Source organism: Mesorhizobium sp. M0587 (assembly GCF_040320945.1).
Lineage (GTDB): Bacteria > Pseudomonadota > Alphaproteobacteria > Rhizobiales > Rhizobiaceae > Mesorhizobium.
The window spans coordinates 1-16,650 of record NZ_JAMYQP010000040.1 but is presented as its reverse complement, the minus strand read 5'-3'; the positions used below and the strand labels follow the sequence as shown (position 1 = coordinate 16,650).

Annotated in this window: 5 protein-coding genes and 3 pseudogenes; all 8 read left to right on the top strand. The window is 65.2% G+C overall.

Annotated elements, in window-relative coordinates:
- Nucleotides 1-5 precede the first annotated feature (5 nt).
- The 8 genes and pseudogenes from NKI49_RS27335 to NKI49_RS27300 all read left to right on the top strand — a co-directional run bounded on the left by NKI49_RS27335 (nt 6) and on the right by NKI49_RS27300 (nt 16,376).
- A complete protein-coding gene (locus tag NKI49_RS27335) occupies nt 6-1,538 on the top strand; it encodes an ABC transporter ATP-binding protein (protein WP_352605770.1) in 1,533 nt (510 codons plus the stop codon).
- Entirely contained in the window at nt 1,538-2,206 is a 669-nt protein-coding gene (locus tag NKI49_RS27330; protein ID WP_352605768.1) for a cysteine hydrolase family protein, read from the top strand. Before NKI49_RS27335 ends, NKI49_RS27330 begins: the two co-directional genes overlap by 1 nt.
- Nucleotides 2,199-2,549, top strand: coding sequence for a cupin domain-containing protein (locus NKI49_RS27325; RefSeq protein WP_352605766.1), 351 nt, complete (start codon nt 2,199-2,201; stop codon nt 2,547-2,549). The genes NKI49_RS27330 and NKI49_RS27325 overlap by 8 nt, the downstream gene beginning before the upstream one ends.
- The gene (gene atzF / locus NKI49_RS27320) at nt 2,546-4,390 is read left to right on the top strand and encodes an allophanate hydrolase (RefSeq protein WP_352605764.1); all 1,845 of its coding nucleotides are present in this window, start codon (nt 2,546-2,548) and stop codon (nt 4,388-4,390) included. Before NKI49_RS27325 ends, atzF begins: the two co-directional genes overlap by 4 nt.
- A pseudogene (locus tag NKI49_RS33495) lies at nt 4,284-4,562 on the top strand (integrase core domain-containing protein); the annotation flags it as partial. The gene atzF and the pseudogene NKI49_RS33495, both read left to right, overlap by 107 nt.
- A gap of 460 nt (nt 4,563-5,022) precedes the next feature.
- A pseudogene (locus NKI49_RS27310) lies at nt 5,023-10,368 on the top strand (beta strand repeat-containing protein); the annotation flags it as partial.
- 326 nt (nt 10,369-10,694) lie between these two features.
- A pseudogene (locus NKI49_RS27305) lies at nt 10,695-10,742 on the top strand (hypothetical protein); the annotation flags it as partial.
- A 33-nt stretch (nt 10,743-10,775) separates the two neighbouring features.
- The gene (locus NKI49_RS27300; RefSeq protein WP_352605762.1) at nt 10,776-16,376 is read left to right on the top strand and encodes an autotransporter outer membrane beta-barrel domain-containing protein; all 5,601 of its coding nucleotides are present in this window, start codon (nt 10,776-10,778) and stop codon (nt 16,374-16,376) included.
- The last annotated feature ends 274 nt before the right edge of the window (nt 16,377-16,650 follow it).

Below are 16,650 nucleotides of genomic sequence, written 5' to 3'. Positions count from 1 at the left end.
CCGCAATGAGCGCAACGATCCACAAGAAGGCGGTTGGCGTCGAAACCATCGGCATGACCATGCGCTTCGGTGGCTTCGCGGCACTGGATGGCGTGTCGGTGAAGGTGTCGGCGGGATCATTCCATGCGCTGCTCGGCGAAAACGGCGCCGGCAAGTCGACGCTGGTCAAATGCATGATGGGGTTTTATCACCCGACCTCCGGCGACATTCTGGTCGACGGCCGCGAGGTCGGGATCGCCAGCCCCAGGGACGCCTCCGCGCTCGGCCTCGGCATGGTCTACCAGCATTTTACGCTGGTACCTTCGCTGACCGGTGCCGAGAACCTGGTCATCTCGCGCGAAAAGGTGCCCGGCGTCATCGACTGGCGCAAGGAACGCAGCGAACTTGCCGTGTTCATGGACCGCATGCCGTTCAAGCTGCCGCTCGACGTCAAGGTGGCCGAACTCGCCGCCGGCGAGAAGCAGAAGCTGGAGATCGTCAAGCAGCTCTATCTCGGCCGCAGCTTCCTGGTGCTGGACGAGCCGACCTCGGTGCTGACGCCCGGCGAGGCCCAAGAGGTGCTGGGCCTCGTCCGCGACATGACCAAGGCCGGCGATCTCACCGTGCTGATGATCTCGCACAAATTCCACGAGGTCACGGCGTTCGCCGACGAGGTCAGCGTGCTGCGCAAGGGCAAGCTTACCGGCACCGGCCGCGTCGCCGATCTCAACCACCGGGCGATGGCGGCGATGATGATCGGAGACCAGCCGATCGCCGCGCTCGACAGTCGCGCCGAACCCAGGCCGGATGCGGAGATCGTGCTCAAGGTCAAATCGCTGAAAGCGCCTGACAGAACCGGCCTGAAATCGATCAGCATCGAGGATCTCTGCGTGCGCTCCGGCGAGATCGTCGGCATTGCCGGCATTTCCGGCAACGGCCAGAAGGAATTCCTCGAAGTTCTGGCCGGACAGCGTGCGCGCGACGCGGGCGAGGTCATGGTTCGCGGCTCCGGCTATACGGCGACGCGTGCCGAAGCGCGGGCGCTCAATGTCCGCCTGATCCCGGAAGAACCGCTGAAAAACGCCTGCGCACCGAAAATGACCGTGGCCGAAAACATCTCCTTCCGCACCTTTGACATCGACGGCAACGGCAGGCCGGTGAACTGGATCAGCGCCGGTGCGATCCGGGCATTCAGCGCCCGGCTGGTCGAGCAGTTCAAGGTCAAGACTGCCTCGCTGTCCTCGCCGATCGCGTCGCTGTCGGGCGGCAACGTCCAGCGCGCCGTGCTCGCCCGCGAACTCACCGGCGAGGTCGATCTTCTGATCGTCTCCAACCCGTGCTTCGGCCTCGACTTCTCGGCCGTGGCCGAAATCCGCGCCCGCATCATGAAGGCGCGCAATGCGGGGGCCGCCGTGCTGTTGATGTCGGAGGATCTCGACGAATTGCTCGAACTCTCCGACCGCATCCTGGTGATGTCCGACGGCGCGCTGGTCTACGAGACGCCGATCGCGCAGGCGAGCGTCCAGACCATCGGCGCGCACATGGCGGGCCATCATTGATGGCCGAAATCGCAGCGCAGCCGTTTCCGTTCGCCTTCAGGCCCCAGACCGTGGCGCTGGTCGTCATCGACATGCAGCGCGATTTCGCCGAGCCCGGCGGCTTCGGCGCCAGCCTGGGCAACGACGTCGGCCGGGTGACCGCGATCGTGCCGACGGTGAAGAGACTGATCGAGGGCTTTCGCGCCGCCGGCCTGCCGGTGATACACACCATGGAATGCCATAAGCCCGACCTTTCGGACTTGCCGCCGGCCAAACGCAATCGCGGCAATCCGTCTATCCGCATCGGCGATGCCGGCCCGATGGGCCGCGTGCTGATCGCCGGCGAGCCGGGCACGGCGATCCTTGACGAGCTTGCGCCGCTGCCCGGCGAGATCGTCATCGAGAAGCCCGGCAAGGGTGCCTTTTATGCCACCTCCTTCGGCGAGGATCTCAAGAGGATCGGCGCCGAGCAGCTGGTCTTTGCCGGCGTGACCACCGAGGTCTGCGTGCAGACGACGATGCGCGAGGCCAATGATCGCGGCTATGAGTGCCTGTTGGCCGAAGACGCGACGGAAAGCTATTTTCCGGAGTTCAAAGCGGCCGCACTTGCCATGATCAGGGCGCAAGGCGCCATCGTCGGCTGGACGGCGACGACCGACCAGGTGCTCGAGGGAATTGCCAATGCCTAATCTTGGTTTTCCCGGGCTGCTCGACGGCGGCTGGCGCGATCTGGCGTTCGAGCACTTTCGCGAGGGCATCACGGTGCACTGGCTGCTCAAGGGCGGGCCGGCCGAACCGTCGGTGGCGATCCTCGACTACCGGCCCGGCGCCGGCGTGCCGCGCCACCGCCATGTCGGACTGGAAACCATCGTCGTGCTCGAAGGCACGCAGAGCGACGAGAACGGGCATTATCCGGCCGGCAGCGTGATCCTGAACCCGGTCGGGACCGAGCATTCGGTGTGGACGAAGGACGGCTGCGTCGTACTGATCCAATGGGATCTGCCGGTGATCATTCTGGGGGAGGCCAAATGAGTGATATCCGCTTCGATATCGGCAGCCTGCACGCGGCCTACGCGGCCGGCGTCGATGTCGCCGCCATGATCGATGCCGTTCATGCCCGCATCGAGGCGGCTGACGATCCAGGCATCTTCATTCATCTCGCCGGCAAGGCGCAGATGCTGGCGCAGGCGCAAGAGCTCGGGCCGTTCGACCCGGTGGCCAAGCCGCTATGGGGCGTGCCCTTCGCGGTCAAGGACAATATCGATGTTGCCGGCATGCCGACGACTGCCGCCTGCGCCGAATATGCCTATGTGCCGGAGACGGACGCCACCGTCGTGGCACGGCTGAAGGCGGCCGGCGCGCTGGTGGTGGGCAAGACCAATCTCGACCAGTTCGCCACCGGCCTTGTCGGCGTGCGCACGCCATATCCGATCCCGAGGAACGCTGTCGACGCCAGCCTGGTACCGGGCGGCTCCTCGTCGGGATCCGCCGTTGCGACGGCGCGCGGCATCGTCTCCTTCGCGCTCGGCACCGATACGGCCGGCTCCGGCCGTATTCCCGCCGGCCTCAACAACATCGTCGGGCTGAAGCCGACGGTCGGCGCGCTGTCGGCCGCCGGCGTGGTGCCAGCCTGCCGCACGCTCGACTGCGTCTCGGTGTTCGCGCTGACCGTCGACGACGCCTATCACGTATTCTCGGTCGCTGCGGCGCGCGATGCCACCGATCCGTATTCGCGCGACATGGCCGTCCAGCCGCTCGCCAAGCGCCCGCCAGTGCTGAGCGTCGGCGTGTCGGCGAAGTCGGATCTCCAGTTCTTCGGCGACGCCTCGATGCAGGCGGGCTTCGAAGCGGCCCTTGCCACATTGGAGGCGCTCGGCTGCCGGCTGGTCGAAATCCCATTCGGCGATTTCTACGCGACCGCCAATCTGCTTTACGAAGGCGCCTGGGTGGCCGAACGCTACGCGGCGATCCGCGACTTCATGGACGCCAACGAAGCGGCCATGCATCCGGTGACGCGCAAGATCATCGGCGGCGCGCGCAGCCTGTCGGCGGCCGACGCCTTCAAGGGCTTGTATGCGCTTCAGGCCTACAAGGCCAAGCTCGCCCCTGTTATCGCTTCGGTCGACCTGTTCTGCGTGCCGACCGCGCCGACGCATTATGCCCTCGACGCGGTGCTCGCCGATCCGATCGCCACCAACAGCCGGCTTGGCACCTACACCAATTTCGTCAACCTGCTCGACATGTGCGGCATCGCCGTGCCGACAGGCGAGCGCGACGATGGGCTGCCCATGAGCGTGACCTTGCTCGCCGAGGCGGGCATGGATGGCCTCACCGCTGCACTCGCACGCGACATCCATGCAAGGAGCGGCCTGCCACTCGGCGCAACCGGGTGGCAGCAACTGGACATTGCGCCCGCGGTTTCGCCCGCCGATGACGCAATGGTCGATCTCGTGGTCGTCGGTGCGCATCTGTCAGGCATGCCGCTCAACGGTCAACTCCGCCAGCTCGGCGCGCAATTCTCGCGGGCGGCAAGGACCGCCGCCGCCTACAGGCTCTATGCCCTGGCCGGCCAGTCGGTGCCCAAGCCGGGGCTGATCCGCGTCACCGAGGGGGGCGCCGCCGTCGAGGTCGAGATCTGGCGGCTGTCGGCCGACGCCTTCGGCCGCTTCGTCGCGGCCATCCCGTCGCCGCTCGGCATCGGCACCATCGAACTCGAGGACGGGAGTTCGGCCAAGGGTTTTCTGGTCGAATCCGTTGGCCTGAGCGGTGCGTCCGATATCTCGTCCTTCGGCGGCTGGCGCCGTTTCGTCGATCGCGGCAAACGCATGGTTGGGACTACAGGCATGGTTGGAAACACAGCCATCCCCGCCTAGGCATCGCAGCCCCGCTACGCAGCGGATTTTTGGCCTGTTCCCGAGCCCTAACGATGCTCGCCGGAAATTGGAGGAATGGCGTCGAGACTACAACGAGGTTCGACCTCACGGTGCCATCGGTTACAAACCACCCATAACGCTCATGAATGCCTCCGGCGCATCCGGTCCGCCGAGAGTGCTACCCCGGGAAATCCCCCAACCGGTGGTCCAAAATCGGGTCCCACGTAAAAACCGCCGGGGCTCTAATCGCCGCTGGATGAAAGTTCGGTGGCAGGTCAACGCCAAATGTGAGCTCACAAGCCGTCGTTTTCCCGACTGTTCGTCGACGGCATTTTGAACTGTTTAATTGATCCCACGTCTCGGCTTTGCGGAGCAGGTGCCGTGTCGCTTTGTTGCGACCGTGGCGCGTATGCGACACTGAGCAGAAAATTAAGGTGCCCTCAATAATATCGGGCAGTAATGCTCAACTCTGGGATGTTTCTCAAGTATAGGGTTGAGTCGCGGCGGGAATGGGTGAGCATATTAGTCACCCGTAATACTTAGACGGGGGCGGCATGTCAGAATTGCTCGATCGCGAGACGATCCATCGGCTCTCTCGATCTGGCGGAGGCGCTAGTCAATCCGGCTTTGGCGTGCATGGAAACCTTGCAAGCGCAGCCTTCGATTGGCGCATGTTGCGCGGCGGTCGCATGACCAAGTGGAAGGGCGAGGCGGCGAGCTACGCGGCAAATGTGGCGCATCTCGTCTCGTCTGTTGCACGCACATGGGGCGCCCGGCTTCTGCCAGCGGCGCTGCTGATGGGACTTGGCGCAGGTGCGGCCGCTGGTGCCGACAGATACTGGGACCCCAACGGCACGGCGCCCAACCGCGGCGGTACGGGCATATGGGATACGAGCTCGTCTTTCTGGAGTCCCAACGGGGATGGCGTCAGCGGCCCCTACAGCATCTGGAGCAACGCCGCGATCGACAATGCGATTTTCGGCGGTCCCAACGGCACCACCGCCACGGTGACGCTGAACACGCCGATCATCGCGAACAGCCTAACGTTCGACGTCAACACCACCTATACGCTGACCGGCAGCACGCTGACGCTCGCCGGCGCGACACCGACGATCACCACCAACGGCACCGCCACGATCAATTCGATTCTTGCCGGCAATGCGGGGCTAACCAAGGCGGGCGCCGGCGTCCTGACCCTCACCGGCGTCAACACCTTCAGCGGCGGCGTCAACATCGCCGGAGGCACCCTGAACGTCAGCGGCGACTCGTCGCTTGGCGCCGCGGGCAATGGCATCGCCTTGTCGGCAGGCACGACTCTGCGAAGCACCGGCGCGCTAGCCGCTGGCCGCGTTGTTACGCTGGTCTCCGGCTCCTCCGCAATTGGCGGCGGCGTCGGCTCGGCCCACATCACTGGGTCCGGCGGTTTTTCCCTGGTCGCAGCGACGACGCTGAGCGACGACACCAATGATTTCACCGGGCCGGTAGGTACCGATAGCTCGACACTGTCCTTCACCTCGATCGGCAATCTGGGCGAGGCGAGTGCCCTGGGAGCGGCGACCACGGCGGCCAACGGCGCAGTCTCCGTCCGCAACGCCTCCGCCATCTATGTTGGTAGCGGCGACACCTCAAACCGCGGCTGGAACATGGCGCCCAGCACCGGCTCCTCCGCTCTGAGAAATCAGGGAACCGGCACGCTAACGGTAACCGGAGACATAATCGCGGGGGGAGGTTTTTCAGCGTCTGTCATTTTGGATGCGCAGACTGCGGACCTGGCGCTGCTGGGCGTCATCAGCAGCAACCTTGCAGCTCGGCCGTTTGCATTCACCGGCGGCGGGACAAACCGCAGTATTGCATTGAATAACGCCAACACCTTTGGTGGTGCCGTCACGATCCAGTCCGTTACCGTAAGGGCAAACGCACTGGCCGACCAGGGCACCGCCAGTTCGCTAGGGACGGGTGCCGGAGTCGGGACCATCTCGCTCAACAGCGGTACGTTATCCTATATCGGTGCCGGGAGCAGCACCAATCGCGGCCTGTCGATCAATGGCGGCAGCAGCGTCCTCAACGACGGCAGCGGTTCCCTGGCGCTCAGCGGCGCGGTCGCGTTCAATCCCGCGGCTCCTGCCGACACCTTCACCCTTGGCGGCAGCTTCGCGGGCAACAACAGCCTGTCGGGCGTAATTTCGGGTGCCGGCAACCTCGTCATGAACGGCGGCGCAGGGAATATCTGGCTGCTCAGCGGCGCCAACACCTATAACGGGACGACCACCGTTACATCGGGCACCTTGCAGGCTGGCAGCAGCCAAGCTTTCGGCACGCCGAATGCAGTAACCGTCAATGGCGGTGTCCTGGACCTCAACAATAACGATATCATGGTCACGTCGCTCGCCGGAACCGGCGGCAGCGTGGCATTGACCGGCACTGGCGAGCTGACAGTCAACGGCGCTGCCAGCACGAGCTATGCCGGCAGCATCAGCGGCACCGGCGGCCTCGTCAAGCGCGGCACGAGCACGCTGACGCTGACCGGCCAAAGTACTTACACTGGCGACACGACGATCAATGGCGGTTCGCTGGCGCTGAATTTCGCCGCCGCAGGGGCGCCGGCCAGCGACATCATCTCGAGCGCGTCCGGCCTCAACATGGCCGGCGGCACGCTCACCCTCGCCGGGGCGGCGGGTCTGGCGAACAGCCAGACCTTCAGTGGGCTGAACGTCACCGCAGGCAACAACCGGATCGTGGCCACGTCCGGCGCCGGCGGCAGCATGACGCTGAACCTCGGCGCGCTGACGCGCACGGGCGGTCTGATGGACTTCACGCTGCCCACCAGCGGTGCGATCACCACGAGCAATGCGGACGGGGCTCTCGGATGGGCCACGGTCAACGGTACGGACTACGCGCAGGTGCAGGCGGGCAACATCACCGCCTTCACCGCCTACGCGAACAAGGATGACGCCAGCACCTGGCTAACCGGCGATGTCGTCAGCGATGCTGGAGGAGCGGCCAATACCGCTTTTTTCAACACCGTCACCGGTAGCGTCCAGCTCGGTGGCCTCAAATATACCGCGGCGGCCAACTCCACGGTCACCGTCGGCGGCGGCAACACGCTCGGCGTGGACGGCACAATCATCGTCGCCTCCAGCGTCGGCAATGCCAGCCAGACGATCACCGGCGGCGCGCTCACCGGCAGCGCCGGCGGCGGCGCTGTCGGCGTCCTGCACAACGGCACGGGCACCGGCACGTTTACGATCGCATCGACGATCGTCGACAATGGCGGCGCCACCGGCTTCATCAAGGGCGGCACCGGCCGCGTCTCCCTGACCGGCGCCAACAGCTATACCGGTGGAACGACGCTCAGCGGTGGCACGCTCGTCGTCAGCAGCGTCGCCAATGGCGGCGTGGCGAGCAGCATCGGCGCTTCGTCGGCGGCCTCATCGAACCTGGTGATCGAGAGCGGCACGTTGGAGTATACGGGCAGCACCGCGACGACTGATCGCGGCTTCACGCTCGTGAACGGCGGTTCGTCGCGGACGATCCAGGTCGACAATGGCGGCGCCAATCTGACTTTCGGCGGCGTAGTGGTCGGCCCGGACGACGCCAGCCTGACCAAGACCGGCTCTGGCACGCTGACGCTCGCGAATGCCGCCAACACCTACACCGGTATCACGACGGTATCGGCCGGCACCCTGTCGGTCAACGCGCTTGCGAATGGTGGCGTGGCGAGCGGCATCGGCGCCTCGACAGCGGATTCCGCGAACCTTGTGCTTCAGAGCGGAGGTGGTTTGCAATATACCGGCGGAACGGTGAGCAGCGACCGCGGTTTCACGCTGGGGACTGGCAATGGCCGGATCGGCGTGAGCGATCCTGCGGCCACGCTGACGCTCAGCGGCACGGCGATCGGTTCTGGCGGGCTGATCAAGGAAGGCGGCGGCACGCTGCTGCTGTCCGGCACCAATCTCTACACAGGCGGTACGACGATCACCGCCGGCACACTGCGTGCGGGTTCGGTTCAGGCCTTCGGTAGCCAAACCGCACTGATGACCGTCAATGCCGGCGCGACGCTGGATCTCGCCGGATTCGCCAACAGGGTCGGTGCACTTGCCGGCGGCGGCTCCGTCGTCCTGGGTTCGGCCACTCTGACATCGGGCGGCGCTAGTGGCACTTTCACCGGCACGATCAGCGGCAGCGGCGGCTTCTTCCAGACGGCCGGCGGCATCCAGACGATCGTCGGCTGCAACAACAGCTATACCGGCGCCACTTCAGTAAGTGGTGGCACGTTGAGCGTGGACTGTCTCGCCAATGGCGGGCTTGCCAGCGGCATCGGCGCGTCGAGCAGCGCTTCCGCCAATCTGGTCCTGAATAACGGCAACCTGATCTACACCGGCGGCAGCACCACCACCAATCGCGGGTTCACGCTGGGCGGGACTGGAACCCTCACGGTCAACAATCCCGCCACCACGCTTCAATTCGGCGGCGCGGTCGTAGGTGCAGGGCTGTTGCAGAAGGCGGGCACTGGTACCTTGGTCCTGTCCGGCGCCAACACCTACACTGGCGGCACGTCCGTCACCGCGGGTATCTTGCGCGCCGGCTCGACCAGCGCCTTCGGTTCTGGAGGGGTCGCGCTCTCAAACACCGCTGGTGTCACACTCGATCTTGCCGGCTTCAACAACACCGTCGGCTATCTAAACGGGGGCGGTGCGCTCGGCGGCAACGTCACGCTCGGCACTGCGACGCTGACGCTGAACTGGCCTTCCGGGGCAGCCAGTTACGCCGGCGCCATCAGCGGCAGCGGCGGCCTTGTCAAGAATGGCGCCTCCACCCAAATTCTCACGGGTTGCAGCAGCAGCTATACCGGCAGCACCACGATCAACGGCGGTGTGATCGAAGCTTCATGCCTGGCCAATGGCGGCAGCAACAGTGCGATCGGCGCTTCCAGCGCCAGCGCCAGCAATCTGATCCTCAATGGCGGAACCCTGCGCTACACCGGCGCTGCCGGTAGCACCGATCGCCTTTTCACGCTCGGTGCCTCGGCCACAAGCAGGCTGGAAGCGTCCGGCACGGGTGCGATCGCGTTTACCGGCACCGGGCCGATCGGGTTCTCGAGTCCCAACACCAGTCAGACGCTGACGCTCGGCGGCACCAATACCGGCAATAACAGCCTGGCCGCGCGGATCACCAACAATGGGACGGGCGTCAGCTCGCTCACCAAGGACGGTGTCGGCACCTGGATTCTCAACAACCCGAGCAGCAGCTATACCGGCGTCACCACGATCAATGGCGGCGTGCTCGGGGTGGACAAGCTCTCTAATGGCGGCATCGCGAGCAGTATCGGCGCGTCGTCGGCCGCCGCGTCCAATCTGATCATCGGCAACAGCTCGACGCTGCGCTACACCGGCGCGGGCGACACCACCAATCGTCTGTTCACGCTTTCGGCCGGCACCACCTTCATCGAATCCTCAGGTACGGGCGCGGTGGTCTTCACCGACACCGGACCAGTGACGCTTGCGGGCACCAACCAGGCGCGCACGATCGCGCTGGGCGGCACCAGCACCGGCAACAACACGCTTGCCGGATCGATCGGCGACGCCGGCACCGGCATCACCACGTTGGCCAAGAACGACAGCGGCACCTGGGTGCTGACCGGCAACAACACATTCACCGGCAACACCGTTATCAACAACGGCAATCTGATGATCGGCAATGGCGGCACGTCCGGCAATGCCGGCGCCGGCAACGTTATTGTCAACGCCTCGACCTCTACGCTGTCGATCAATCGCAGCGACACGTTCAACTTTACGGGGACGCTGAGCGGGCCTGGCAGCCTGGCTCAGATCGGCACCGGCACCACGGTGCTGACCTCGGCAGGCAACGCCATCGGCGCGACCAGCATCAGCGCTGGCACGTTGCAAGTGAACGGCGCCCTGACCACCGCGACGATCGCCATGACCGGCGCCGGCACGCTGACCGTGAATGGCACAGTGCAGGCACCCGGCGCCACGCCTTCAACGATCACTGGCGATGCCGGGGCGAGCACGATCAACGTCAATGCGGGCGGCACGTTGCTTGCCAATGGCGACCTCGGCGGCGGCAACGATGTCGTCAATGTCGGCGGCACGCTCAACACGGGTGGCGCCGCGCTGAACCTTGGCGCCGGAAACGATACGCTGGTGCTCAATGATACCGCCCTGTTTTCCGGCACCGGCGTCAATGCCGGCACCGGCGGCGAGAGCGGAGCCGGCGACACGCTGCAGGTGAATACAGTCGGCGGCCGCACCCTCGATGGCGCCAATGTCACCAGCTTCGAAGCCTGAACAAGCAGGGCGCGGGCGCACTGATCCTGACCGGCAATCACAGCTACAGCGCCGGCACAACGATCCAGGCCGGCACGTTGCAGGTCGGCAACGGCGCCACGACCGGCGCGCTCACGACGCCAAACGTGACCAACAACGGCACGCTCGCCTTCAACCTCGACAGCGCCTACACCTTCGCCGGCGCGATCTCGGGCAGCGGCGTGGTGAACAAGCTCGGCACCGGGGTGACGACGTTCACCGGCACCAACAGCTACAGCGGCGCGACCAACGTCAATGCCGGCACCCTGCTCGTAAACGGTAACCAGTCGGGCGCGACCGGGCCGACCTTGGTCGGCGTCGGCGCGACTGTGGGTGGCACCGGCATCATCGGCGGTAGCGTCACGGTAGCCGACGGCGGCGCCATCAATCCGGGTGGCGCCGGCAACGCCCCCGGAACCCTGGCGATCAACGGCAGTCTGGCGCTTAACAACAACTCGGCCCTCAACTACAATTTCGGCCAGGCGAATGTCGCCGGCGGTGCGTTCAACGACCTGATCAATGTCGGCGGCAATCTTACGCTGGATGGCCAGATGAACATCACCACCAGCCCCGGTGGCACGTTCGGCCCGGGCCTCTATCGCGTCATGAACTACAATGGCACGCTCACCAACAATGGCCTGACCGTCAGCGATCCCAACTATTCCGTCCAGACCTCGATCGCCAACCAGGTCAATCTGGTCAATTCGGCTGGCCTGATGCTGAGCTACTGGGACGGTGACGCCGGGCCGCATTCCAACAACGTCGTCAATGGCGGCAACGGGACCTGGCGGGCGGCAGGCGACCAGAACTGGACCGACGACACCGGCGTCTTCGCCGCGCCGTTCGCCAATGCCAGCTTCGCCATCTTTGCTGGCACTGCGGGCACGGTGACCGTCGACAACACCAATGGCCAGGTGCAGGCCGCAGGCATGCAGTTCGCCACCGGCGGCTACCTGATCCAGGGGAACGATATCGCCCTGGTCGGTCCGGCATCCATCATCCGCGTCGGCGACGGAACGGCGCCCGGCGCAGCCTATGTCGCCACCATCAATTCGAACCTGACCGGCAGCACCCAACTGGTGAAGACCGATCTCGGTACGCTGGTGCTCGGTGGAACCAACAGCTACACCGGCGGCACCGCCATCAACAGCGGCACGCTGCAGGTGTCGAGCGACGGCAATCTGGGTGCTGCGGCCGGAGCGTTCAGCTTCGACGGCGGCACGCTGCGCAACACGTCTTCGTTCAGCTCGGCCCGCGGCGTTACGCTCAATGCCGGCGGCGGCACTTTCGAGACCAATGCCGATCTGACACTGTCGGGCCTGATCGGTGGCGCCGGTGCGCTCACCAAGACCGGCAACAGCGCGCTTATCCTGACGGCGGACGAAACCTACACCGGCGGGACGACGATCTCGGCCGGCACGCTGCAACTCGGCAGTGGCGGGACCTCGGGTTCGCTGATTGGCGACGTGCTCGACAACGCCGCGCTCGTCTTCAACCGCTCCGACAGCCTGACCTATGCCGGCGTGATCTCCGGCACCGGCGTGGTGAACCAGGTCGGCACCGGCACGACCATCTTCACCGGCGCAAACACCTATGCCGGTGGCACGACTGTCTCCGCGGGCACGCTGCAGCTTGGCAATGGCGGCACCTCGGGATCGCTGACCGGCGACGTGCTCGACAACGCCACGCTCGCCTTTGACCGCTCAGACGCCTATACTTTTGCCGGCCTTATCTCGGGCACCGGCGCGGTTGAACAGATCGGCAGCGGCGTCACGATCCTGACCGCCAACAACAGCTATGACGGCGACACCAACGTGCGCGAGGGCACGCTCATCGTCGACGGCGATCAGTCGGCGGCAACCGGTACAACCATGGTCGAGGCCGGCGGCGTGCTTGGCGGCATCGGCACGGTGGGCGGCAACGTCGCAGTGCTGGATGGCGGCGCGCTGAACCCGGGCGATATCGGCGCGACGCCGCAGACGCTGACGATCAACGGCGACCTGACACTCGGGGCAGCCGCAACGCTCAACTACAACTTCGGCCAGGCGAATGTCGTGGGCGGCGCGTTCAACGACCTCACGGTCGTACATGGCAATCTTGTTCTCGACGGGCAATTGAACGTCGCCGAGACGCCCGGCGGCAATTTCGGCCCGGGCATCTACCGCATCATCAGCTACGACGGGACGCTCACCCAACTCGGCCTTTCCGAAAGCTTGCCCAATTACGCGGTGCAGACCTCGATAGTCGGCCAGGTGAACCTGGTCGACATTAGCGCAATGACGCTGAACTTCTGGGATGGGGATGCCGGTCCCAAGAACAACAACCTCGTCGACGGCGGCAACGGCGTCTGGCGTGCCGCAGGCGACGACAACTGGACCGAGCAGGCCGGCGACATCAACGCACCGTTCTCCAATGCGAGTTTCGCCATCTTCGCCGGTGCTGCAGGCACGGTGACCGTCGACAACACCAATGGCCAGGTGCAGGCCGCAGGCATGCAGTTCGCCACCGGCGGCTACCTCGTCCAGGGGAACGACATCGCGCTGGTCGGCCCGGCATCCATCATCCGCGTCGGCGACGGAACGGCGCCCGGCGCAGCCTATGTCGCCACCATCAATTCGAACCTGACCGGCAGCACCCAACTGGTGAAGACCGATCTCGGTACGCTGGTGCTCGGTGGCACCAACAGCTACACCGGCGGCACCGCCATCAACAGCGGCACGCTGCAGGTGTCGAGCGACGGCAATCTGGGTGCTGCGGCCGGAGCGTTCAGCTTCGACGGCGGCACGCTGCGCAACACGGCGTCGTTCAGTTCGGCCCGCGGCGTTACGCTCAATGCCGGCGGCGGCACTTTCGAGACCAATGCCGATCTGACACTGTCGGGCCTGATCGGTGGCGCCGGTGCGCTCACCAAGACCGGCAACAGCGCCCTCATCCTCACCGGCGCCAATGCCTATAGCGGCAACACCACTGTTTCCGCCGGCAGCCTGATCGTCGACGGCAACCAGACGGCAGCGACCGGCCTTACCAGCATCGCCAGCAGCGCCACGCTGGGCGGCACTGGCACCATTGGCGGTAATGTCACGATTGCCGACGGCGCGACGCTGTCGCCGGGCGGCGCCGGCGGTGGGGTCGGCACGCTGAACATCCTTGGCGACCTGTCACTGAGCGGCGGCTCAACAATGTACTACAGCTTCGGCCAGGCCAACGTGGCGGGCGGGGCTCTCAATGACCTGACCACTGTCGGCGGCAACCTGGTGCTCGACGGCACGCTCAACGTGTCGGTTTCGCCCGGCGGTACATTTGGCCCCGGCGTATACCGGGTGTTCAGCTACAACGGTACGCTGACCGACAATGGGCTTTCGATCGGAACGATCCCGTCAACGGACTACTTCGTCCAGACGGCAATCGCCAACCAGGTGAACCTGGTCAATACGGAAGGGCTGACACTGAATTACTGGGACGGCGCTGCCGGTCCGAAGTTCAACGGCGTCATCGAAGGCGGCGACGGGGTCTGGCAGAATTCGACCGGCAACGACAATTGGGCGGACAGCACAGGCGCGGTCAACGCGCCCTTCACGGACGGCTCGTTCGCGATCTTCGCAGGCGCGGCCGGCACGGTGACGGTGGACAACGGCCTCGGCCAGGTCGCGGCTTCCGGCATGCAGTTCCTGACCGGCGGCTATCTCATCCAAGGCGGTCCCGTGGCACTCGCCGGCGGCCCGACATCGACTATCCGTGTCGGCGACGGCACCGCAGCCGGAGCGAGTATCACGGCCACCATCGCCTCGCAGTTGACCGGCAACACCCAACTGATCAAGATCGATCTCGGGACGCTCGTGCTCACGGCCAGCAACAGCTACACCGGCGGCACGGCGATCAATGGCGGTACGCTGCAGCTCTCTACCGACGCCAATCTCGGCGATGTGGCCGGCGATCTTGCTTTCAACGGCGGCACGCTGCGCACGACGGCGAGCTTCAACAGCGGCCGCGCGATGAACCTTCTCGGCCAGGGCACGGTGCTGACCGATGCTGGCACGACGCTGACCTGGGATGGGACGCTGACCGGCGCCGGTGCCCTGACCAAAAGCGGCACGGGAACCATGGCGGTCACCTCGGATAGCGCGGGCTTTGCCGGCACGACCTCGATCGACGCTGGTACACTCTCCGTCTCGGGCAGCCTGTGCGGCACCGTCAATGTGAACTCGGGCGGGCGCCTCGAGGGCACGGGCACCGTGTGCGACACGAACAACTTCGCCGGCGGCGTCATCGCGGTCGGCAATCCCGGCGTGCCTGGCACCCTGACGGTGGCCGGCAATTATGTAGGTAATGGCGGCGTGCTGGAAATCGAGAGCCAGCTGGTCGACGATGCTTCGCCGACCGACAGGCTCGTGGTCACCGGCAATACGTCGGGTACCACCGATCTGAAGGTCACCAATCTCGGCGGCGGCGGGGCGCAAACCGTCGAAGGCATCAAGGTGGTCGATATCGGCGGGGCCTCCAACGGCACCTTCAGCCTGGTCGGTGATTATGTCTTCCGGGGCGACCAGGCCATAGTGGGTGGCGCCTATGCGTACCGGCTCTACAAGAACGGTGTCAGCACGCCGGCCGACGGCGACTGGTATCTACGCTCGGCGCTGGTCAACCCGACCGGCCCACAGGGGCCGCTCTACCAGCCTGGCGTGCCGCTGTACGAGGCTTACGAAGGAGTGCTGCAGACCTTCAATGAACTGGGCACCTTGCAGCAGCGCATTGGCAATCGATCGTGGGGCGAAGGCGCGACGCCGCAAGGTGCGGACCTGCCAGGCCAAGGCCCGGTCGACGGCAAGGCAATCTGGGCACGCATCGAGGCTGCTCATGCCGAGATCAAGCCGGAGACGTCGACCTCCGGCACGAACTATGGCGTGACCACCTGGAAGCTGCAGGCTGGCGTGGACGGTCTATTGCACGAGAGCGAGACCGGTATCCTGATCGGGGGGATCACGGCTCACTACGGAACCGCTTCGTCAGACGTCTCCTCGATCTTCGGGGTGGGGTCGATCGCCGCCACCGGCTACGGCATCGGCGGCACGCTCACCTGGTTCGGCAACAGCGGCTTCTACGTCGACGCGCAGGCGCAGGCGACCTGGTATGACAGTGACATCCGGTCGGCCACGCTTGGCACGACGCTTGCGGACGGCAACGACGGTTTCGGCTACGGCGTGGGTGTCGAGACCGGACAGAAGATCGCCCTCAACGGCAACTGGTCTCTCACGCCGCAGGCCCAGCTCGCGTATTCGGCGGTCGATTTCGACGCCTTCACCGACCCATTTGGCGCCGTCGTGTCTCCTGGTGGCAGCGACAGCCTCGTCGGTCGCCTCGGTCTCTCCGCGGACTATGAGGACCAGTGGGCGGGTGACGAAGGGCAAGTGAGCCGCACGCATATCTACGGGCTCGCGAACCTCTACTACGACTTCCTCGACGGAAATGATGTCGATGTCTCGGGCGTGAAGCTGGTCAGCGAAAATCAGGCGCTGTGGGGCGGTGTCGGCCTCGGTGGCTCGCTGAGCTGGGTGGACGGCCGCTACTCCGTTTTCGGAGAGGGCAGCGTCCGGACAAGCCTCCAGGATTTCGGCGACAGCAATGCCATAGGCGCCAAGCTCGGGTTCAGCGTGAAATGGTAGCCGAGGTTAAACTAAATAGCCGTGCCGCTTGAGCACAGCCTCCGGCATGGCTATTCACAGGGTACCAAAAGACGGTTGCCGACGGTCCGGCATGCCGTCACCTGGCATCTCCTTCGGGGTTGCCGTTCGAAACAGAAAGGCACAGGTTTGCGCATCCCCAAACTAATCTATGTAGTCGACCGTGAACTATCCGCAAGCCGTTGATGTGGCATGTTGATTGAGGCAGAGAGCGGCTTTGGAATTGCAAGAGTAGCGGTTTATGGGGGCTGTTTTC

Bases quoted from the DNA above. Each gene is read 5' to 3' on its own strand.
- NKI49_RS27335 (WP_352605770.1), top strand. From the start codon at position 6: ATGAGCGCAACGATCCACAAGAAGGCGGTTGGCGTCGAAACCATCGGC.
- NKI49_RS27330 (WP_352605768.1), top strand. From the start codon at position 1,538: ATGGCCGAAATCGCAGCGCAGCCGTTTCCGTTCGCCTTCAGGCCCCAG.
- NKI49_RS27325 (WP_352605766.1), top strand. From the start codon at position 2,199: ATGCCTAATCTTGGTTTTCCCGGGCTGCTCGACGGCGGCTGGCGCGAT.
- atzF (WP_352605764.1), top strand. From the start codon at position 2,546: ATGAGTGATATCCGCTTCGATATCGGCAGCCTGCACGCGGCCTACGCG.